The following is a 21,381-nucleotide window of genomic DNA, read 5'->3' on the forward strand; positions in this document are numbered from 1 at the left end:
AGGGATGGAATACCAGCAAGTAGCTACGATGATGCTACCCGTCGGTAATAAGATGCAACCCCTAGCCGCCCATCTGTGACTCAGTAGGCTTCCACCCATGTACGGCTATGACCAGAACCCCGGCGCTCAGCAGCAGTACGCACCGCCGGGGGCGCAGCCACCGCCGCAGCAGATGTCGGGCATGCCCGGCGGTGGGTACGGCCAGCAGCCTCCGCTCTACCCCGAGCCCTCGCCCCCGTCCCTGGCGGACGCGGTGCGGGCCTTCACGACCGGATCGATGTCCGCCGAGGACTTCCAGCAGATCTTCGCGGCCTCGAAGGTCTACTGCCCCCGCGGCGACAACCCCGGCTTCCTCGCGCTGCACAACACCCAGCAGCCCGTCATCCCGATGTTCACCTCCCTCAAGGAGCTGCGGCGGTACGCGGGCAAGGACTCGAAGTACTTCGTGATCACCGGCGCGGAGGTCATCGATCTCCTGCCGACGGGATACGGCTTCGTCCTGGACATGGAGGGCGAGCACCGGATGGTCTTCGACGCGAAGGCCGTGGAGCAGATGGTCGACTTCGCGATGCGGCGCATGTACGGGTGAGTGCGGCGCGCCCGGCCGGCTGACCTTCGGGGGCCGGACGGGGTACGGCAGGTGCCGCCCCGTCAGGTGAACGGGGAGCGGGGCGCGTTCGGGGCGGCGGCGGACGCGGGATGTCTCCGGCTATGCCCGCGTCCCTGATCTCCTGGCGGCCCGTCGCGGTCGGTGTCCTCCTATGCGTGACGATGCTCTGCGCTGTGCCGGTTACGTGGGCGGGGCCTCCCCCGCCTCCTGCGCCTGCGGCTCCTGCGCCTGCGGCTCCTGCGCCTGCGGCCCCCGCGCCTGTGGCCCCCGCGCCTGCGGCCCCCGGAGTCCCGGCCGACCCCGCCCTGGCCCGCCGCTTCGCGGCGGATGTCTCCCACCCACCCACCCGGTTGCCCCGCGCTGAGCAGCTGGGTGGGCGGGTGGCGGGTGTGCCTCCCGACCCGGGCCGTTTGCCCGGCGCTGAGCAGCTGAGCGGGAGGGTGGCGGATGTGCCTCCCGCCCGTTTGCCCGGCGCTGAGCAGCGAGCCGAAAGTCCCGCCGACCGTGCCCACCGCGACTTCCTCGACCGTGGGCCGGCGGCCCGGGTTATGACCGCCGCCCACCGGGGGCAGTGGCGCAAGGCGCCCGAGAACAGTCTCGCCGCGATCCGCGCGGGCTTCGCGGACGGGGCCGAGATCGTTGAGGTGGACGTCCGGCTGACCAGGGACAAGGTGCCCGTCCTGATGCACGACGCGACCGTGGACCGCACCACGGACGGCACCGGCCGCGTCGCCGACCTCACCCACGCCCAGCTGCGCGGCCTGCGCCTTCGCGCGGGCCTGGGCGGTCGCCAGGCGCCGCTCACCGGCGAACGGATCCCCACGCTCGCCGAGGCCATACAGACCGCCCGCACGCTCGGTCTGGTCAATCTCGACCAGGCGTGGAAGGACCGCGAGGCCGTCTGGCGGGTGCTTGAGGAGACCGGCACCGTGCGCAACGGCCTCTTCAAGTCTCCCGCTCCGGTGCCCGAGGTGCGGGCGTTCCTCGACCGTCACCGGGGCGCGCTGTACATGCACCTGGTGGACGACACCAACGCGGCATCCGTCGAGGAGTTCGGGAGGAACCGGCCGCCCGCCTTCGAGGTCGTCTTCGACGACGTGCGCGACAAGGTGGCCCAGCCCGTCTTCCTCCGGGGGCTGCGGGCGACGGGCCGGGTGTGGTTCAACACCATGCGGAACGACTACGCCGCCAAGTTCACCGACGAGGCCTCCCTCATCGACCCCGCCCGCGGGTGGGCGGCGCTCATCGCCGGCTTCCAGGCGACGCTCATCCAGACCGACAACGTCGAGGCGCTGGAGTCCTACCTGGCCAAGGGTGTCGCGGACGCGGTGCCGCCCGGTGCGGTACGCGTCCAGGCGGAGAACTACGCCCCCGGCGGCGCGGGCGTCTCCTACCACGACACCGATGCGGGGAACCGGGGTGACGGGCCGGGGCGGCGCGGCGACCACGTCGACGTGTGCGACCACGACGGCGCGGTGGTGGTGTGCTGGATGCGCGGCTCGGAGTGGATCACCTACGGAGTGGACGTACCGAAGGACGGCAGCTACACGCTCAAGGCGCGGGCGTCGTCCCCGTACGCGTCCGCGGGGACCTATCGGATCGCCTACGACGGCGGCCCGCCCGGCAGGCCCGTGCACGTCGCCAACACCACGGCCCACTACGCCTTCGCGCTCCAGGACAGCCGCGACCCGCGCCGCCTCACGCGCGGGCGCCACACCGTACGCGTCTCCCTGGACGCGGGCGCGTTCCAGAACTGGAACCTCGATTACCTCCAGCTGGAGCCGGTCGGGCCGTAACCGGGGACCGGACCGGAAGAGCACGGGACAGAACCAGCCACGCGCGCAGCACCGGAGAGACCCGGAGGGAATGTCCTCCGGGTTTCGTTCGTTCAAGTGGCAGAAAGTTCTACGTTCAACTAAAGTGAGCGCACAAGGAGGTCCCGACCATGCCCGCAGTGACCGTCGAGAACCCGCTGACCCTGCCCCGAGTGGTGGCCCCGGCCGATGCCGTGGCGCGCCCCGTGCTCGCTGTGACCACCGCGCCGAGCGGCTTCGAGGGCGAGGGCTTCCCGGTGCGCCGGGCCTTCGCGGGGATCAACTACAAGTACCTCGACCCGTTCATCATGATGGATCAGATGGGTGAGGTGGAGTGGGAGGCCGGCGAGCCGAAGGGCACTCCGTGGCACCCGCACCGCGGCTTCGAGACGGTCACGTACCTGATCGACGGCACCTTCGTCCACCAGGACTCCAACGGCGGTGGCGGCACCATCCGCAACGGCGACACCCAGTGGATGACGGCGGGCTCCGGGCTGCTGCACATCGAGGCGCCGCCGGAGCAGCTCGTCATGTCCGGCGGCCTCTTCCACGGCCTCCAGCTGTGGGTGAACCTGCCCGCCAAGGACAAGATGATGGACCCCCGCTACCAGGACATCCGCGGCGGCCAGGTCCAGCTGCTCGCCTCCCCCGACGGCGGCGCGCTGCTCCGCGTCATCGCCGGTGACCTGGACGGCCACGAGGGGCCGGGCATCACGCACACGCCGATCACGATGATCCACGCGACCGTGCGGCCCGGCGCCGAGGTGACGCTGCCCTGGCAGGCGGACTTCAACGGACTCGCGTACGTCCTCTCCGGGCGCGGCACGGTCGGTGCCGAGCGCCGCCCCGTGCACAGCGGGCAGACCGCGGTCTTCGGCGCCGGGTCCTCGCTGACCGTCCGCGCGGACGAACGGCAGGACGCGCACGCCCCCGACCTGGAGGTCGTACTCCTCGGCGGGCGGCCGATCCGTGAGCCGATGGCGCACTACGGCCCGTTCGTGATGAACAGTCAGGCCGAGCTGCGGCAGGCCTTCGAGGACTTCCAGAAGGGGTTGCTCGGCACGGTCCCGGCCGTGCACGGCATGTAGCCGTACATAACGTGCGCGGCGCCGGGCGGCGTGCTCGGGTGGGAGGGTGCTGACCCTCCTCCCCGAACCCGTCCGGCGCCTCGCCGCCTGGTGCGCGGTGGTGCTGCTCGTCGTGGGTGTGGCCGCCGTCGGCGTCTGGCTGTGCGTCACCTTCCAGACGGCCGTGACGCCGGTCCTGCTCGCCCTCCTCGGGACCGCGCTCCTCGGGCCGCTGTACAGGCGGCTGCTCAGGATGCGGGTGCAGCGGTCGCTGGCCGCCGGGCTGACCTGCGCGGCGGTCGTCGCCGTGGTCGGCGGGGTCACCTACATCGTGGCCAAGGCCCTGATCGACACGGGCGACCAGATCATCGCCTCCCTGAGGACCGCGGCGACCGACCTCGCCAAGTACTTCGGGGCCGCCGGCACCTCGCTCGACGACCTGGCGTCGAACGCCAAGGAGCTGCTCGGCAAGTTCGGCGGGACCGCGGCCTCGGGAGTGCTCAGCGGGCTCAGCGTCGTCGGCGAGGTCATCGCCATGGCCGTACTCGCACTCCTGCTGGTCTTCTTCTTCCTGCGGGACTCCGGCAAGGCGATGGCCTCGCTGCGCTCGCTCGCGCCGGGGGACTCCGCCGATGTCGTGGAGGCCATGGCGCACCGGGCCTTCGGCGCCATCGAGGGCTTCATGCGGGGCACGACGATCATCGCCTTCATCGACGCCCTCTGCATCACCGTCGGGCTGCTGATCCTCGATGTGCCGGGGGCGGTGGGCCTCGGCGCGCTCGTCTTCGTCGGCGCCTACATCCCGTACCTGGGGGCGTTCCTGTCCGGCGCGATCGCCGTCCTCGTCGCCCTCGCGGACCGCGGCTTCGTCATCGCGCTGTGGGCGCTCGGGGTGGTCCTCGCCGTGCAGGTCCTGGAGGGGCACGTCCTCCAGCCGGTGATCCAGAGCCGGACGGTGCAGATGCACCCGGCCGTGGTGATGCTGACCATCACGGCGGGCGCGTCCGTCGCGGGCATCATCGGCATGCTGCTCGCGGTACCGCTGACGGCGGCGGCCTTCGGCATCGTCGCGGAACTGCGCTCCCGCTACTCCGCCACGGCGTAGCGCCCCGAGCAGCGCCCCGAATAGCGCCCCGAAGGGGCGCGGGCAACTGCGCGACCAGCCAACGACAACCCGCGCGTTATCGGCCCCCCGCCGCTGCCCCGGTACTCACTCCCCCGCCTCACCGCCAAAGACCCCCGCGTCCTCATAAAGCTCGAACCAGATGCTCTTGCCGTCCCCGCGCGGATCCACGCCCCACGCCCCGGCGAGCAGCTCCATCAGGACGAGGCCGCGCCCGGAGGAGGCCAGTTCGCCCGGCTGGCGCTTGTGCGGCAGGTCGTCGCTGCCGTCCGCGACCTCGGCACGCAGCCGGCGCGCGCCCGGCTCGCCGGTGACCTCGGCGACCAGCAGGGCGTCCCCGTCCGTGTGCACGAGGACGTTGGTGAGCATCTCCGAGACCATCAGGACCGCCGAGTCGACCTGGTCGTCGTCCGCCCAGTCGTGCAGCAGCTCCCGCAGGTGGCGGCGGGCTCCCGCGACGCGCTCCGGCTCCGCCTGCGCGACCGTGAGGACCGTGCGGCGGGCGTCCGTGCGCTGCTCGGGGCGGCTCGTCCTGCTCAGCAGCAGCACCGCCACGTCGTCCTCGCGGCGGTCGGCGAGCGGGCCGGTGGTGTAGTGCGAGGTGGGCCCGTGCACGGTCTGCACGAGCCGGTCGGCGAGGAGTTCGAGGCCGTCCTCCTCGTCCTCGCCCAGATACCCCTCCAGGGTCGACCTGATCCGCGCCCAGCCGCTGTCCAGGTCGTGGCCGCCGGTCTCGATCAGGCCGTCGGTGCAGATCAGCATGGTCTCGCCCGGCTCAAGGACGAGGCGGGTCGTCGGATAGTCCGCGTCCGGGTCGATGCCCAGCGGAAGACCGCCCGCCGTGGGCCGTTGCAGAACCGTTCCGTCACTCGTGCGTATCGCGGGTTCGGGGTGGCCGGCGCGGGCCAGCTCCAGTACGCCGGTCGCCGGGTCGGCCTCGACGTACAGGCAGGTCGCGAAGCGCGGGTCGTAGACCGTGGACTCGTCGGCGCCGCTGCCGCTCGAACCGTAGGTGATGGACTCCGTGATCCCCGCGAGGAAACGTGTCGCCCGCGACAGCACCGCGTCCGGGCGGTGCCCCTCGGAGGCGTACGCGCGCAGGGCGATCCGCAGCTGACCCATCAGGCCCGCCGCGCGCACGTCGTGCCCCTGGACGTCGCCGATCACGAAGGCGATGCGGCCGTTGGGCAGCGGGATCATGTCGTACCAGTCGCCGCCGACCTGGAGGCCGCCGCCGGTCGGCACATAGCGGGCCGCCACGCTCATCCCCGGGATCCGCGGTCCGAGCATCGGCAGCATCGACCGCTGGAGGCCCTCGGTCAGCTCCCGCTCGGATTCCGCGACCCCGGCCCGCGAGAGGGCCTGCGCCAGCATCCGGGCGACCGTCGTCAGGACGGAACGCTCGTCGGGGGTGAAGGACACCGGGTAGGTGAACGCGGCCATCCAGGCGCCCATCGTGCGGCCCGCGACGGTCAGCGGCAGGAACGCCCACGACTGCCGCTCGAAGCGCCGCGCCAGCGGCCAGGCCGCCGGATAGCGGCGGCGGTAGTCCTCCGGGGAGGAGAGGTAGACGGCGCGGCCGGTGCGCACCACCTCGGCGGCCGGGTAGTCGGTGTCCAGCGGCATCGCGGAGAAGGGGCCGTCGTCGCCCGGCTGGTGGCCGTGGTGCCCGATGATCGAGAGCCGGTCGCCCGCCACGCCGAAGACGGCGAGCCCGTCCGGCGAGAACCCCGGCATGGAGAGCCCCGCGGCGACCCGCAGCACCTCTTCCGTCGACCGAGCCTCGGCCAGCGCCCGCCCGGCGTCCAGCAGGAACGCCTCGCGGGAGCGCCGCCAGTCGCCCGTGACGGGGGTGCGGGCGGCGGTGCCCGGCGTGGGCTCGGACACCTCTTGCAGGGTGCCGATCAGCTCGTACGCCTCGGTCGCGTCGTGCAGCACGGGCTTGGAGCGGCTGCGTACGGTACGCAGCACCCGGCGCCCCGTGTCGTCCATGATCCGCAGCCGGGCCTCGGCGAGGGTGCCCTCGGCGACGGCGAGCTGGACGGTTCCGTAGATCTCGTTCCAGTCGACCGGGTGGAAGCGGGAGCGCACGGCCGCCTCCGTGAGGGTCTGGGCGCGCGCGGGCAGACCGAGGAGCCGGGCCGCCTCGGCGTCGAGCGTGACGGTCCCGGACGCGTTGTCCCACCGCCACAGGCCCGTCGCGATGGCGGCCAGGACATCCCCTACGGGAGGCAGGGACTCGTCCCCCACCTTCGAGAGGGGATCGTTCCCCACCTGCGAGGGGGGATCGTCGGTGCGCATTGACCCACTTTAGGAAGATGTACGGGCCCGCCGCCACCGAGCCCCGGCGCCACGGGCCTCTGAACGGGGTGGCCGCGGCGGATATCCGGAAAGCGATCTTCGCCCGGACGGTAGCCTTGGAGGGTCTGCTCTCTCCCCTATTCGCGAAGACTGGATGAACGACGATGCATCGGTACAGGTCCCACACCTGCGGCGAGCTCCGCGCCTCTGACGTCGGCACCGACGTCCGGCTGAGCGGCTGGCTGCACAATCGCCGAGACCTGGGCGGCATTCTCTTCATCGATCTCCGCGATCACTACGGCATCACGCAGCTGGTGGCCCGCCCGGGCACGCCCGCCGCCGAGACGCTCGACAAGCTCTCCAAGGAGACGGTCGTGCGCGTCGACGGCAAGGTCGTCTCGCGCGGCGCGGAGAACGTGAACCCGGAGCTGCCGACCGGCGAGATCGAGATCGAGGCCGCCGAGGTCGAGGTGCTCGGCGCGGCGGGCCCGCTGCCCTTCACGATCAACGCCGAGGACGGGGTGAACGAGGAGCGGCGCCTGGAGTACCGCTTCCTGGACCTGCGCCGCGAGCGCATGCACCGCAACATCATGCTGCGCTCGGCCGTGATCGCCTCGATCCGCTCCAAGATGGTGGCCCTCGGCTTCAACGAGATGGCGACGCCGATCCTCACCGCGACCTCCCCCGAGGGCGCCCGTGACTTCGTCGTCCCCTCCCGCCTGAACCCGGGCAAGTTCTACGCCCTGCCGCAGGCCCCGCAGCAGTTCAAGCAGCTGCTGATGATCTCGGGCTTCGACCGCTACTTCCAGATCGCGCCGTGCTTCCGCGACGAGGACGCGCGCGCGGACCGCTCGCCCGGCGAGTTCTACCAGCTCGACGTCGAGATGAGCTTCGTGGAGCAGGAAGACGTCTTCCAGCCCATCGAGAAGCTGATGACGGAGCTGTTCACGGAGTTCGGAAACGGCCGCGAGGTGACGTCTCCCTTCCCGCGCATCCCGTTCCGCGAGTCGATGCTGAAGTACGGCAACGACAAGCCGGACCTGCGCGCCAAGCTCGAACTGCACGACATCACGGACATCTTCGAGGGCTCCGACTTCAAGGCCTTCGCGGGCAAGCACGTGCGCGCGCTGCCGGTGCCGGACACGGCCTCGCAGTCCCGCAAGTTCTTCGACGGCCTCGGTGACTACGCCGTCGAGCAGGGCGCCAAGGGCCTGGCCTGGGTGCGTGTCGCCGAGGACGGTTCGCTGACGGGCCCGATCGCCAAGTTCCTGACCGAGGCGAACGTGGCGGAGCTGACCAAGCGCCTCGGCCTTGAGGCCGGTCACGCGGTGTTCTTCGGCGCGGGCGAGTTCGACGAGGTCTCGAAGATCATGTCGGCGGTGCGCGTGGAGGCCGCGAAGCGTGCCGGGCACTTTGAGGACGGCGTCTTCCGGTTCTGCTGGATCGTCGACTTCCCGATGTACGAGAGGGACGAGGAGACGGGCAAGATCGACTTCTCCCACAACCCCTTCTCGATGCCGCAGGGCGGCATGAAGGACCTGGAGGAGAAGGACCCGCTCGATATCCTCGCCTGGCAGTACGACATCGTCTGCAACGGCATCGAGCTGTCCTCCGGCGCCATCCGGAACCACGAGCCCGAGGTCATGCTGAAGGCCTTCGAGATCGCGGGTTACGACGCGGAGACCGTGGAGCACGAGTTCGCCGGCATGCTGCGCGCGTTCCGCCTCGGCGCCCCGCCGCACGGTGGCATCGCGCCGGGCGTCGACCGCATCGTGATGCTCCTGGCCGACGAGCCGAACATCCGCGAGACGATCGCCTTCCCGCTCAACGGCAACGCGCAGGACTTGATGATGGGGGCGCCGACCGAGCTGGACGAGTCGCGTCTGCGGGAGCTGAACATCTCGCTGCGGAAGCCTGCGGCGCCGAAGCCTGCGGCGCAGTAGCGGTTGTTTTAAGGCCCCGGAACCTGATTGGTTCCGGGGCCTTTTCTTGTGCGTCTACTTCTGCTGGTTCGTCTTCGAGTGCCGGTGCGGTGTGGCTGGTCGCGCAGTTCCCCGCGCCCCTGACGGGGCCGCCCCTGATGGGGCGCTTCTGCTGAGGAGTTTTCAGATCACGCGGCGTGTGTGGGGGAGGAGTTGGCTTCCGCTTCGGCCCATTCGGTGACGAGTTGTTCGTACACCCGTCGCTCGTCGGGCCTCAGGCGTCCGCCGGCGCCCAGCCACAGCGCACGGATCTCCTCGTTGACCTCGTCGGCGGTGCGCCGCCGGTCGGGGGAGGGAGTCGTGGCCATGTAGTGAAGCTTACGTAGGCGAGTGTGAAGGCGGCGTCAAATTAAGCCATGACCGCGCATGACTTAGCTCACCGTGAGCAAGCGCTCAGCGCACGGTGAGCCGTACTCAGTTCGCCCTGGACCGCGCCGAGTTGGCCGCGAGGCGGCGCTCAGATCGCCGTGAGCCGCACGCCGAGTCCGTCGAGGACGCGCTGGAGGCCGTAGTCGAAGGTCTCCTCACGGGCCCTGGCCGGGTCTTCGTCCCCCGGCTCCCGCTCCCCGCTCCCCTGCTCCGAGCCCCGGAGGCTCGCGGCGAACTCGCGTTCGGTCCTGCCGCTGCGGGCGATCAGCGACAGATAGGCGGCTTCGCTGGTGGCCATGCCGATGACGTACGAGATGACGGTGCTCAGCGCCTGCTCGGTCTCCTCGGCGGGGAAGCCGGCCGCCCCGTACACGGCGGCCATCCGCTCCGACATCCTCGTCACGTTCGGCCCGAGGTGGATGAGGCCGACCTGGCCGAGCACGGAGGCGACCCAGGGGTGGCGCAGGATCATCGCGCGAAGGCTGTAGGCGCTGCGGGCGGCCGCGTCGCGCCAGTCGGCGGGGCCGGTGGCGGCGGGCACCGCCAGCTCGCCGTAGACCTCGTCGACGACCAGCTCGATCAGCTCGTCCTTGTTGGCGACGTGGCGGTAGAGGGAGGTGGCGCCCGCGTCGAGACGGGTGCCGAGCTTGCGCATGCTGAGCGCTTCGAGCCCGTCGGCGTCGAGCAGCCGCACGGCCTCGCCCACGATCTGCTCCCGGCTCAGCTGCTCGCGCTGCCGGCGCGGCCGGGTCCACACCGAGGCGATCTCGGACTTCTGCTCAGCGGGCACAGGGGCCTCCTCGTACGTCCACGGGTTCGTCCCGCCATCGTAGCGCACGGTGTACGCATCGTGCGTACACCGTCGGCGCGGGGGGCTTGCTACGCCGTTGCCCCCAGGCCGACGTGGGAGGCCTCGTGGTGTGAGGTGACCATGGGGGGGGGAAGCTGAGCGGGGACGGGTGCGGAAATCCGATGAGTTGACTGCGATCACCCTTTCGAGGGTGGCGTCACCGCTTCTTCAGGAGTTCGACCGCCCTGCTGAAGCTGTCCGAGCCGTGGCCCGCCTCGACCACGCGGCGGAAGATGTCCCGCACCGCCTCCGGGAACGCCGTGTCCGTGCCCGCGTCCGCCGCCGTGTGGACGACGTGGTCCATGCTGGCCAGGCCCATCGCGGTGCGGTCCACGTCGCCCTCGTGGTTGCCCGCGTCGATGCGGGAGGCGTAGAAGTCGACGAAGTGGCCCATGCCCGCGAAGTTCTCCGTGACGTAGGGGGCGATGTCGGTGGCGGTGAGGCCGTGGGCGCCGGCCAGGGCCACGGTCTGCCAGTAGGCGATCATCGATGGCCAGAAAATAGCCATGTTCAGCTGGTACATCAGCGCGGCCAGGCCCGGGTCCTCGCCCCGGTAGTCGGTCTTGCCGGTGATCACTTCGAGGGCGTCGCGATGGGTGTCGTACGCCTCGCGCGGGCCGCTGTAGAACGCCGACACCTCGGCCGTGCCGATCAGGGGCGGCGGGCACAGCACGCCGCCGGTGAGGTGCGTCCCGCCGAGTTCCGTCACCCAGCGGGCGCCCGCCCGCGCCTTCTCCGGGGTGTCCGAGCTGAGGTTCACCAGGGTGCGGCCCGCGAGCGCCGCCTTGGCGGGTTCGAGGATCGCGTACATCGCGTCGAGGTCCGTGAGGCTGAGGACCGTCACGTCGGATGCGGCCAGGGCCTGCTGGGGGCTCGCGGCCAGTGTCGCGCCGGCCCGCACCAACGCGTCGGCGCGGGAGGGTGTGCGGTTCCAGAGGGTGACGCGGTAGCCCCGGCCGAGGTAGGCGGCGGCCATGGCCTGGCCCATCGGGCCCAGGCCGATGACGGTGACGGAACGTGACGACTGCGGCATGTTCTTCAGCTCCAAGTGACGTTTCTCGTGACTAGAACGAGCGCTCTATTTAGGGTGGGGAAAACATAGCACAGCTCTAGAACGAACGCTCTACTTAGGAGTGGGTAGGGTGGGGTCATGACCCAGAGCAGTGCAGACAAGAGCGGCGCAGAGAAGAGCAGTGCGGGGAAGAGCAGTGGGGGGAAGAGTGCGACTCCTGGTACTCGGGAGCGGATCGTCGTCGTCGCCGCTCGCCTCATCCAGCGGCAGGGATACGTGGGTACGGGCATCAAGCAGATCGCCAAGGAGGCGGACGCCACGCTCGGCTCCGTCTACCACTTCTTCCCCGGCGGCAAGGAAGCCGTCGCCGTGGCCGCCCTCGCGTACAGCGCCGAGGAGTTCGCGGACCTGCTGCGGGAAGGGCTGGCCGGTGAGGGTGGTCCGGGTGCGTCCGTCGAGCGGTGCGCGGCCGAACTCGCCGTCGCGCTGCGGGAGTCGGGCTGGGTCGACGGCTGTCCGGTCACGGCCGCGGCCCTGGAGACCCTCGGCACGGACTCCGAGATCCAGCGGGTCTGCGCAAAGGCGCTGCGCGGCTGGGAGCGGATCGTCGAGGAGCGGCTCGCCGCGGCGGGGATCGCCCCCGAGGACGCGCGGGAGCTGGCGACGACCGTGATCAGTACGTTGGAGGGCGCGGAGGTGACCGCGCAGGTCAGCCGGAGCGAGGAGCCCCTGCGGGCGGCCGGACGGCAGTTGGCGAGGCTCGTCGGGACGTACGGGGTGTAGGGGCGGGGGCCAGGTCGGTGTGCAGCAGGTGGTGGTCCGAGTACGGGCTGGGACGCACGCCGTGCTTGAGCGGGACGAAGTCGCGCAGGAAGACGTAGTCGAACTTGGCGTGCCAGTCGGTGGTCGTCTCGCAGACGCCGGTTCCGGTGACGCCGCTCCCCGTGGGGCCGGTGCCGGTGGGCGAGGGGCGGCAGTGGGGGTCCGCGTCCGCGGCCAGTGACCACATGCCGGTGAGTTCGGGGGTGTGCGGTACGGCGTTGAAGTCGCCGAGAACGATCGCCCGGTCGTGCCGGGCGACCGCCTTGGCGAGTACGCCGGTCTGCTCGGCCCGGACCGCTTCCTGCCGCCGCTGGGCGAGGTGGGTGTTGAAGACGCGGGTGGGCCTGCCGCCCACCGCGGTGGTCACGGCCAGGTAGCCACGGTCCTCGGATCCGCCATCGGGGTACTCCACGTTCACGCGGTCCGTCATCGGTGCCGCCGAGAGGATCGCCTGGCCGAACGCGCCCGGCCGCCAGGGCCATCCTCCGCAGCGACCCCGGTTGCGCAGGACCGTCCCGTACTCGACGTGGTAGTCCAGCCCGTGCAGGCCCTTCAGATAGTCGCGGATCTTCTCGACGTCCCGTACGCAGGCTTCTTGCAGGCCGACGACCTGGGGCGCGTACCTGGCGATCTCCGCCGCCCGGCCGGCGTTGCCCGCGCCGCAGGGGTTGCAGATGTTCCACGTCATGACCCGGTTCGGCACGATGTCCTCGGCGGCCTCCGCGGGCAGCGACCTGCTGAGGAAGACGTCGCCCGGCGCGCTGGGGCCGATGAGCACCATGCAGGTCACGGTCATGGCGCCCGCGAGCAACCGCGTGCCTCTTCTGCGCACCCTGGCCTCCTCCGGCCCACCGATCGGAGAACCGATACGTAGAAGTCCCGGCGGCGCCCCGTCAAGTAAGGGGTTCCGCCGGGACTTTTATGCGATGCGTGAAGCCCGTACCGCTACGCGAACGCTACGCGTCCGGCTTCTCCTCCAGGCGCGGGAACAGCACCGCGCCCTTCGTCACCGTCGTACCCGCGGGAAGCCGGCCCCACGTGCCCGCGTCCTGCACGCGCTGGTCGGCCAGCGCGCCGAGGGAGGTCTCCGCGCCGAGGGAGTCCCACAGCTTCTGGGACGTCTCCGGCATGACGGAGTTGAGCAGGACGGCCATCGCGCGCAGTGACTCGGCGGAGGTGTAGAGGATCGTCGCGAGACGCGCCCGGCCCTCGTCCGAATCGTCCTTGGCGACCTTCCACGGCTCCTGCTCCGTGATGTAGCCGTTGACCTGCTTGACGAAGTCGAAGATCGCCAGGATGCCGCCCTGGAAGTCCTGCTCGTCGCCGATCAGCCGGTCGGCCTCGGCGACGGCCTTCGCGAGGCCCTCCCGCACGGCCTTCTCGGCGTCGCCGGACGCGTCACCGGCCGGAAGCGTGCCGCCGAAGTACTTGCCGACCATGGCGGCCACGCGGGAGGCGAGGTTGCCGTAGTCGTTGGCCAGCTCGGAGGTGTAGCGGGCGGTGAAGTCCTCCCACGAGAAGGAGCCGTCGCTGCCGAAGGTGATCGCGCGCAGGAAGTACCAGCGGTACGCGTCCACACCGAAGTGGCCGGTCAGGTCCTGCGGCTTGATGCCGGTCAGGTTCGACTTCGACATCTTCTCGCCGCCGACCATCAGCCAGCCGTTCGCGACGACCCTGCCGGGGAGCGGGAGGCCCTGTGCCATCAGCATCGCGGGCCAGATCACCGCGTGGAAGCGGAGGATGTCCTTGCCGACCAGGTGGACGTCGGCGGGGAAGGTCTCGTCGAACTTCTCCTGGTTGGAGCCGTACCCGACCGCCGTCGCGTAGTTCAGCAGCGCGTCGACCCACACGTAGATGACGTGCTTGTCGTCCCACGGGACCGGCACGCCCCAGTCGAAGGTCGAGCGCGAGATCGACAGGTCCTGGAGCCCCTGCTTCACGAAGTTCACGACCTCGTTGCGCGCGGACTCCGGCTGGATGAAGCCCGGGTTGGCCTCGTAGAACTCCAGCAGCTTCGGGCCGTACTCGCTCAGCTTGAAGAAGTAGTTCTCCTCCTTGAGGATCTCCACCGGCTTCTTGTGGACGGGGCAGAGCTTGGTCCCGTCCTCCGCCTCGACGAGGTCGCCGGGGAGCTTGTACTCCTCACAGCCCACGCAGTACGGGCCCTCGTACCCGCCCTTGTAGATCTCGCCCTTGTCGTAGAGATCCTGGACGAACTCCTGCACGCGGTCCGTGTGACGCTTCTCCGTCGTACGGATGAAGTCGTCGTTCGCGATGTTCAGGTGCTCCCAGAGGGGCTTCCAGGCCTCGGTGACGAGCTTGTCGCACCACTCCTGGGGGGTGACGTCGTTCGCCTCGGCCGTGCGCATGATCTTCTGACCGTGCTCGTCCGTGCCGGTGAGGAACCACACCTTCTCGCCGCGCTGACGGTGCCAGCGCGTGAGCACGTCGCCTGCGACGGTCGTGTAGGCGTGGCCCAGGTGAGGAGCGTCGTTTACGTAGTAGATGGGGGTCGAGACGTAGAACGCCTTCGCGTTCTCGTCCGCTCCCTGCTTCTCGGATCCAGTGGCCGCCATGGTCGAAATCCTAACGGCCGGATGAAGATCGACTCACACTGATATCGGGGGGTGGACCCGGGGGTTCCGGGGCCACCCCTCGGGGCCGCGTGCGTACCGTCTCGGGGTTACGGGCGCCAGGACGCCAGCAGGCCCTCGTACAGCTCCTTGTCCGTGAGTTCGCGCGGGGCGGGGCCCGCGTGGAAGAACGCCGCGTTCTCCGCCTTCAGCTTCCGGAGGTAGTCAAAGCCCTTCGCGTCGTGCTCGCCGAAGGCCACGAACTGGAAGAAGAGGGGGTGCGCGGCGGCCGCCGCCAGGGCCTGGGTCGCCGGGCCCTTCGCGTCCGGGGCGCCGTCGGTCTGGAAGATCACGAGGGCGGGGCCCTCGTGGGCCGACTTCTCGTAGTGCGATACGACCTCTTCGATCGCCCGGTGGTAACTGGTGCGGCCCATGTGGCCCGCGGCGGCGTGCAGCTCGTCGACGCGGCCCTCGTGGTCGGTGAGGGTGAGGGTGCCGGTGCCGTCGATGTCCGTGGAGAAGAAGACGACGTGGACGGTGGCGGCGGGGTCCGTGTGGGCGGCCAGGGCGAGCACCTGCTCGGCGAGGCTCTGGGCGGAGCCGTCCTTGTAGTACGGGCGCATGGATCCGGAGCGGTCGAGGACCAGGTAGACCTGGGCTCGGGTTCCTGTCAGGCCGTGCTTCTTCAGGGCGGTGCCTGCGGCCTTGTACGCGGTGGCCAGCCCCGGGGCTTTGGACCTCACCCTTGCCGCGGGGACGGCGGGCTTCCCGCCGACGCCGCCCTTGCTTTCCGGCTCCGCCGCGGTTTCCGGCTCTGCCGCAGGGGCCTCGGGCTCCGCCGTGGGTTCCGGCTCCGCCGAGGGGGTGGTGCTTGCCGTCGCTTCATCGGCCCCGGCGCCTTCGGGCTGTGCCCACCCGTCCCGCCCAGCGGGACGATTGCCCACAGTGGCGGGCGCCTCGCCTTCGGCGGCGTCTGCAGCGGGAGTGGCGGCCTCGCCTTCGGGGGCGGCGGCGTCAGCGGCAGCGGCCTCGCCTTCGGCGTCAGCGGTGGCAGCCTCAGCGGCGGGGGTCTGCTCCTGTTGTGGGCAGGCGTCCCGCAGGGCGGGACGGGTGGGCACAACTTCGTCGGCGGCGGGAGAGGCGGGAGCCTGACCCGGGGCTTCCGGGACGGCGGGCTCAGCCGCCTCGGCCTTCGGGGCGGCTTCCGGCTCGGGCTCGGGCTCGGGCTTCTGCTCCCGCGCCGCAGGCTGCTCCGCCGCCTCGGTCTCCGGGGCAGTCTCGGGCTCAGGATCGGGCTCAGGCTTCCGCTCCCGCGCCGCAGGCCCAGGTACCGAGACGTTGTCGAACGCGGCCGCGACCAAATCGTCCACCGCCGAAGGCGAGGGCTCCGGGCTCGGGGACGGGACGGAGGCCTTGGAGGGCGGCGTCGGCTCCGGGGACGGGGAGGGGAGTGAGACGGCGCCCGGCGCCGAGGACTCCCGCTCCGGTTCAGGCGCAGCCGCACGCTCAGGCTCCCGCGCCTCAGGAACGCTCTCCTTGCGTGACCGTCCGAACGCGTTCCGCAGGCGATCCAGAATGCCCATGTGCGCAACCCTTCGCGTGAGTTGATTCCCGAAATCCCTGGCCAGGGCGGACACGTAAGGTTAGCCGCCGCCCTGGGTGATCTTGGGCAGGGTCGCCGCCCATCACCCGGCCGAGCCATCCCCGGCCGCTCCCGGGTCAACTTCCTCCCATGTGCCACGGATTCACCCGCCGTTCACCCGGACGCCGCCGCCCTGCCGGAACCCACACCTAGCCTCACGGCGGAATCAAGCCACGCCAAGCCACGCCAGGCCACGCCACGACGACGGAGGATCCGTGCCCAAGCTGCTGCCGATCATCACCTCGCATCAGGGGAGCGGCGGCCGTTCCGCCCTGACCTGCCGCTTCCGCTGCGGTGACGCCTGCTTCAACGAGGTGCCCAACACCAGCGACAACGAGTACGTCGGCGACGTCATCGCCGGTGCGCTCAGCCGCCGTTCGATGATGCGCGCCGCCGCCGTCGTGACGGTCGCCGCCGCGGCGGGCAGCGCGGTCATAGCGGGCCCCGGCGCGAGCGAGGCCGCCGCGGCCACCCCGGACGGGATCAAGGGTGGGAAGGGCAAGGGGGCGCGTGGGCTGCGGTTCGCGCCCGTCGCTCCGAACACCACCGACGCCGTCACCGTCCCCACCGGCTACGAGCAGAACGTCGTCATCCGCTGGGGCGAGCCGATCCTGCGCGGCGCGCCCGCCTTCGACGCGGACCAGCAGACCGCCAAGGCGCAGGCCGGCCAGTTCGGTTACAACAACGACTTCCTCTCCCTGCTCCCGCTCCGCGGCGAGCACGGCCGCCAGGTCCTCGTGGCCAACCACGAGTACACGGACGAGATCCTGATGTTCAAGGGGTACGACCCCGAGAACCCGACCCGCGAGCAGGTCGAGATCGCGTGGGCGGCGCACGGCCTGTCCGTCGTCGTGGTCGAGGGCGAGCGCAAGGGCGGCGGCCTGCGCGCCGTCAGCCGGCACCACCTCAACCGGCGGCTCACCGCCACCAGCCGGTTCCGCCTCGCGGGACCGGTCGCGGGCAGCCCCCTCGTACGTACGAAGGCCGATCCGCGCGGCACCACCGTCCTCGGCACGCTCAACAACTGCTCGGGCGGCACCACTCCCTGGGGCACGACGCTGCACGGCGAGGAGAACTTCAACCAGTACTTCGCCAACGCCGCGAAGGTGACCGACCCGACGGCCGCCGCCCGCCTGAAGCGGTACGGCGTCGCGGGTGAGGCCTCGGAGCGGAAGTGGGAGCGGTTCGACGACCGTTTCGACCTCGCCAAGGAGCCGAACGAGGCGAACCGTTTCGGCTGGGTCGTCGAACTCGACCCGTACGACCCGGACTCGACCCCGCGCAAGCGCACCGCGCTCGGCCGCTTCAAGCACGAGGCCGCGCAGCCGCGCCTCACGCACGACGGCAGGCCGGTGGTCTACATGGGCGACGACGAGAAGTTCGACTACTTCTACAAGTTCGTCAGCAGCAAGCGCGTCGCCAAGGGCAAGTCCCGTGCCGCGCACGAGCACAACCTCACGCTCCTCGACGAGGGCACGCTGTACGTCGCCAAGCTCACCGGTGACTCCCCCGCGAGCGAGATCGACGGGAAGGGGACCCTCCCGGAGGACGGCGAGTTCGACGGCGGCGGCAAGTGGATCCCGCTCGCCACCGCCGGGCCCGGCGGGAAGGCCGTCAGCCACGTCGAGGGCATGACCGCCGAGGAGGTGTACGTCTTCACGCGCCTCGCGGGCGACAAGGTCGGCGCCACCAAGATGGACCGGCCCGAGGACATCGAGCCGTCCCCGCACACCGGCAAGGTGTACGTGGCGCTCACCAACAACTCCGACCGCGGCAAGGCCGGCAAGCCGGGCGCGGACGAGGCCAATCCGCGCAACCTCAACAAGCACGGGCAGGTGCTCGAACTGACCGAGCGCCGCAACCGCGCGGACGCCACGACGTTCGCCTGGTCGCTCTTCCTCGTCGCCGGCGACCCGAACGACCCCTCGACGTACTTCGCGGGCTTCCCCAAGGACCGCGTCTCGCCGATCTCCTGCCCGGACAACGTGGCCTTCGACCCGCACGGCAACCTGTGGATCTCCACCGACGGCAATCAGCTCGGCTCCCACGACGGCCTGTTCGGCGTCGCCACGCGCGGTGACCGGCGCGGCGAGCTGAAGCAGTTCCTGACCATGCCGAAGGGCGCGGAGACCTGCGGGCCGCTCGTCCAGGAGCGGCGCGTGGTCGTCGCCGTGCAGCACCCGGGCGAGGTCGACGGCGCGTCCGTGGAGAAGCCCGCGAGTGCCTGGCCCGACGGGCCGGGCAGGATCGTCCGGCCGTCGGTCGTCTCGGTGTGGCGCAAGGACGGCCGCGACATCGGCGTCTGATCGCGGGCCGGTCTCGGCTCAGCCGTTCTGCCTGCGGCGGTAGAGCGCGAAGCCGAGGCCGCCCGCGCCCAGGGCGGCCATGCCGCCGCCCGCGGCGACCAGCGGGGCGTCGGTGGCGGATTCCGGGGTGACCCCCTCGGCACCCGCCTTGACGCCCCCCTTCGGCACGACCTGGTGGGAGCCGTTCGCGGGCCGCGGCTTCGCGGGCTGGGGCTTCGTTCCGTTGTGGTGGTTCTTGCCCTCGACCCAGGACCTGACCGTGCCGTCGGGGTTGAGGACGACGTGCAGACCGTTGTTCTGGCCGTAGGCGGCCTTGCCGTTGGCGTCGAGGGTGTCGAGCTTGCTGCCGTGGGCGAAAACGTCGGCCTGGTAGTGGTGCGGCCCCAGCTTGTAGATCTTGGCGAGGGAGCCGTCGGCCAGCTTCACCGTGGTCCGGTAGACGCGCTTGGCGTCCGGCTTCGGCTCCGGCTTCGGCTTCGGCGGGGCCGGCTTGGCCGACATCGAGAGGGTGCCGTCGGGGGTCAGGGTGAAGGTGTTGCCGTCGACGGTGGTGCTCGCGGCCTTCTCGTACGCGGTGAGCGAGCCCTTCGCGGTGCCGTTCAGGGAGAGCGCGGCCTTGGCGGTACGGGCGGACACGTTGACGTCGACCTTCGCGGACCAGCCGTGGCCGAGGTCCGTGGTGCCCTTCGACTCCCAGCTGCCGGGCGCGGGGGCCTCGGAATCCGTCCGGTCCCGCGCGTCGGACGTGGTCCGGTCCTGTGAGGGCGAGGACGAGGGCGAGGGGGCGTCCGCGGCGAAGGCGGCCGTGGCCGGAACGGCGAGAGCGGCGATGGCTCCGGTGGCGATGGCGGCGGTACGGAAGGTACGGCGGGTGGCGCGCATGAGTGGCCCCTCGTGACTGGTCGTTCGAGCTTCGAGCTGTCCGTCTTTGTGCCCCTTTGCGGGGTGACGGCTCTGAAGGTACGGGCGCTCTGTGTGCGTCATCCGTAGGGAAGGTAACAACTGCCCTCATGCCTGGGCGCAGTACCGTAAACCGGGTGAAAGTGCAGGTCGGAGGCGGTGTGGCCGAAGGTCACCGGGTGGCGGGGACCAAGGGCCCGCCGGTGGCGCCCCGCGGGTCGCCGGCCCGCAGCAGCCACTCCGTATAGGCGGCGGACTGCCGCGCGGCCTCCCAGTAGGCGGCCTCCAGCTCGCCGTAGACCGCGTTCAGTTCGTCCTCCGTGCGGGCCGCCACCAGGAGCCGCACGCCGAGAGGATCGCCGAAGAGGGGACGTACGGCCATGTCGGCGCGGCCCCGCGAGGTCGGCTGGCAGAGCGTGACGACCTCGCCGGTCGCGACGAGGGACGCCGCGGTGAGGTAGTCGCCGTGCAGGACAGGCGGGTTGAGCCCGGCCGCGGACAGGACGCGGCGCAGGCCGTCCCACTCGCCGTCGACGGTGGGGTCGACCATCCAGCGGTCGTCCGCGAGGTCGCCGAGGCGTACGACGGGACGCTCGGCCGCCGGATGGTCCGCGGCGAGGGAGACGAACTGCGGCTCGCGGTCGAGCAGGACCCGTCTTCGGAGCGACTCGGGCAGCCGCAGCGGGCTGCCCTCGACCTCGTGCACGAACACGACGTCGAGCTGCGCCGCGGCCACCAGGCGCAGCAGCGCGTTGGCGGACACGTCCATCTGGAGGGAGATCTCGGTCCCCGGCAGGCGCACCCGCAGTCTGCGCAGCCAGCCCGGTATGGCGCGGCTCGCCGTGGAGCCGATGCGCAGCCGCGGCCCCTCGCCCCTGCCGGCGGCGGCGGCCTTGGTCTCGGCCACCAGGGCCCGCATCTCCGTGACCAGGGGGCGGGCCCGGCTGAGGACGATCCGGCCGAGCGGTGTGGGACGGCAGCCGGTGCGTTCGCGGGAGAAGAGCTGGCCGCCGAGCGCGTTCTCTATGCGCCGCAGCTGGGTCGTCAACGACGGCTGGCTCATACCGAGCTGGCGAGCGGCCTTGTGCAGGCTGCCGGCGTCGGCGATGGCGCACAGCGCGCGGAGGTGCCTGACCTCAAGCTCCATGGTCGATGAGCGTAGAGGCGGTACGGCTGCCGCACCAGACACCCAAACCCCATGAGAACCAGCCGTTCTGGGCAGGTCGGGGCCTGGTGATAGCCCCGCGCTATCGGGAGTTGCCATCATCCCCGCGCGGCTCGGGCTCCCCGAGACTCACAGCCACCGAAAAGTTCATCTTTCATCGACCCCCCACGGTCGTTCGAACGAGTAGGGAGCCCCCCACACATGAGCAAGCGACACCTGTCCCGATACCTGTCCGTCGCGGCCGTCCTCGGTCTCACCGTCGCCGGTCTCGGCGTGAACTCGGCGTCCGCCGCACCGTCGTACGCCCAGTACGAGGGTTCGGCGCGGGAGGCCAAGGCCAACAAGGCGTTCTTCGAAGCCGTCGTGAAGGCGGTCGCCGAGAAGCGCGCCGCCAACCCCGGCGCGAAGTCCGTGACGGTCGTCTACGACGCGTCCGGGGCGCCCACCTTCGCCCGGCAGATAGCCGGCTCCACGTCCATATGGAACTCCTCGGTCTCCAACGTGAAGCTCCAGCAGGGCAGTTCCGGCGCCAGCTTCTCCTACCGCGAGGGCAATGACCCGCGCGGTTCGTACGCCAGCACCGACGGCCACGGCAAGGGCTACATCTTCCTGGACTACGCCCAGAACAAGGAGTACGACTCGACGCGCGTCACCACGCACGAGACCGGGCACGTGCTGGGGCTGCCGGACACCTACGACGGGCCGTGCAGCCAGCTGATGTCCGGGGGTGGACCCGGGCCCTCCTGCACGAACGCGCAGCCGGACGCGGCTGAGCGCGGGAAGGTCGAGCAGCTCTGGGCCAACGGTCTCGCCAAGGCGTTGCACAAGGTTCGCTAACGGGGGCC

The 21,381-nt window shown here is 70.9% G+C and carries 17 protein-coding genes; 8 read left to right on the forward strand and 9 right to left on the reverse strand.

Annotated elements, in window-relative coordinates:
• Positions 1 to 97: 97 nt before the first annotated feature.
• The 4 genes from CP975_RS18085 to CP975_RS18105 all read left to right on the forward strand — a co-directional run bounded on the left by CP975_RS18085 (position 98) and on the right by CP975_RS18105 (position 4,596).
• Entirely contained in the window at positions 98 to 589 is a 492-nt protein-coding gene (locus CP975_RS18085) for an SseB family protein (RefSeq protein WP_030794826.1), read from the forward strand.
• Positions 590 to 1,158: 569 nt separating this feature from the next.
• A complete protein-coding gene (locus tag CP975_RS18095; protein WP_150477110.1) occupies positions 1,159 to 2,406 on the forward strand; it encodes a glycerophosphodiester phosphodiesterase family protein in 1,248 nt (415 codons plus the stop codon).
• A 149-nt stretch (positions 2,407 to 2,555) separates the two neighbouring features.
• On the forward strand, positions 2,556 to 3,512 hold the full coding sequence (locus CP975_RS18100; protein WP_055535948.1) for a pirin family protein: 957 nt from the start codon (positions 2,556 to 2,558) through the stop codon (positions 3,510 to 3,512).
• A 49-nt stretch (positions 3,513 to 3,561) separates the two neighbouring features.
• Positions 3,562 to 4,596 carry an AI-2E family transporter gene (locus CP975_RS18105; RefSeq protein ID WP_055535953.1) on the forward strand — a complete coding sequence of 345 codons (1,035 nt, stop codon included), beginning with the start codon at positions 3,562 to 3,564 and terminating at the stop codon, positions 4,594 to 4,596.
• Between the two features lie 105 nt (positions 4,597 to 4,701).
• Here the strand turns inward: CP975_RS18105 and CP975_RS18110 are convergent, their stop codons facing one another.
• A complete protein-coding gene (locus tag CP975_RS18110) occupies positions 4,702 to 6,915 on the reverse strand; it encodes an ATP-binding SpoIIE family protein phosphatase (protein ID WP_055535949.1) in 2,214 nt (737 codons plus the stop codon).
• A gap of 164 nt (positions 6,916 to 7,079) precedes the next feature.
• On the opposite strand from CP975_RS18110, the gene aspS reads away from it, so the two are divergent.
• Entirely contained in the window at positions 7,080 to 8,858 is a 1,779-nt protein-coding gene (aspS, locus tag CP975_RS18115) for an aspartate--tRNA ligase (RefSeq protein WP_055535950.1), read from the forward strand.
• A 167-nt stretch (positions 8,859 to 9,025) separates the two neighbouring features.
• On the opposite strand, the gene CP975_RS18120 is transcribed toward aspS, so the two are convergent.
• The 3 genes from CP975_RS18120 to CP975_RS18130 all read right to left on the reverse strand — a co-directional run bounded on the left by CP975_RS18120 (position 9,026) and on the right by CP975_RS18130 (position 11,149).
• Complete coding sequence (locus CP975_RS18120) at positions 9,026 to 9,205, reverse strand: hypothetical protein (RefSeq protein WP_030789072.1); 180 nt, start codon at positions 9,203 to 9,205, stop codon at positions 9,026 to 9,028.
• 149 nt (positions 9,206 to 9,354) lie between these two features.
• A complete protein-coding gene (locus CP975_RS18125) occupies positions 9,355 to 10,056 on the reverse strand; it encodes a TetR/AcrR family transcriptional regulator (RefSeq protein ID WP_055535951.1) in 702 nt (233 codons plus the stop codon).
• A gap of 217 nt (positions 10,057 to 10,273) precedes the next feature.
• Positions 10,274 to 11,149 (reverse strand): NAD(P)-dependent oxidoreductase, encoded by an 876-nt coding sequence (locus CP975_RS18130; protein WP_055535954.1) that lies wholly within the window; start codon positions 11,147 to 11,149, stop codon positions 10,274 to 10,276.
• 117 nt (positions 11,150 to 11,266) lie between these two features.
• On the opposite strand from CP975_RS18130, the gene CP975_RS18135 reads away from it, so the two are divergent.
• On the forward strand, positions 11,267 to 11,911 hold the full coding sequence (locus CP975_RS18135; RefSeq protein ID WP_150477111.1) for a TetR/AcrR family transcriptional regulator: 645 nt from the start codon (positions 11,267 to 11,269) through the stop codon (positions 11,909 to 11,911).
• Here the strand turns inward: CP975_RS18135 and CP975_RS18140 are convergent.
• From CP975_RS18140 to CP975_RS18150, 3 genes are all read right to left on the reverse strand, one after another.
• Positions 11,838 to 12,746 (reverse strand): endonuclease/exonuclease/phosphatase family protein, encoded by a 909-nt coding sequence (locus tag CP975_RS18140; protein ID WP_055535956.1) that lies wholly within the window; start codon positions 12,744 to 12,746, stop codon positions 11,838 to 11,840. The genes CP975_RS18135 and CP975_RS18140 overlap by 74 nt on opposite strands.
• A 160-nt stretch (positions 12,747 to 12,906) precedes the next feature.
• Positions 12,907 to 14,526, reverse strand: a complete 1,620-nt coding sequence (metG, locus tag CP975_RS18145) for a methionine--tRNA ligase (protein WP_055535952.1) — start codon at positions 14,524 to 14,526, stop codon at positions 12,907 to 12,909.
• A gap of 107 nt (positions 14,527 to 14,633) precedes the next feature.
• Positions 14,634 to 15,893, reverse strand: coding sequence for a VWA domain-containing protein (locus CP975_RS18150; protein ID WP_342787963.1), 1,260 nt, complete (start codon positions 15,891 to 15,893; stop codon positions 14,634 to 14,636).
• Positions 15,894 to 16,380: 487 nt separating this feature from the next.
• Here CP975_RS18150 and CP975_RS18155 point away from each other — a divergent pair, with 487 nt between their 5' ends.
• Entirely contained in the window at positions 16,381 to 18,471 is a 2,091-nt protein-coding gene (locus tag CP975_RS18155) for a PhoX family protein (protein WP_055533018.1), read from the forward strand.
• Between the two features lie 18 nt (positions 18,472 to 18,489).
• Here CP975_RS18155 and CP975_RS18160 read toward each other — a convergent pair whose 3' ends face one another.
• Complete coding sequence (locus tag CP975_RS18160; protein WP_055533020.1) at positions 18,490 to 19,353, reverse strand: hypothetical protein; 864 nt, start codon at positions 19,351 to 19,353, stop codon at positions 18,490 to 18,492.
• 190 nt (positions 19,354 to 19,543) lie between these two features.
• Complete coding sequence (locus CP975_RS18165) at positions 19,544 to 20,518, reverse strand: LysR family transcriptional regulator (RefSeq protein WP_055533022.1); 975 nt, start codon at positions 20,516 to 20,518, stop codon at positions 19,544 to 19,546.
• Between the two features lie 219 nt (positions 20,519 to 20,737).
• Between CP975_RS18165 and snpA the strand changes: the two genes are divergently transcribed.
• Complete coding sequence (gene snpA, locus CP975_RS18170) at positions 20,738 to 21,373, forward strand: snapalysin (protein WP_055533024.1); 636 nt, start codon at positions 20,738 to 20,740, stop codon at positions 21,371 to 21,373.
• The last annotated feature ends 8 nt before the right edge of the window (positions 21,374 to 21,381 follow it).

It is taken from the genome of Streptomyces alboniger (genome assembly GCF_008704395.1).
Taxonomy (GTDB): Bacteria; Actinomycetota; Actinomycetes; order Streptomycetales; family Streptomycetaceae; genus Streptomyces; species Streptomyces alboniger.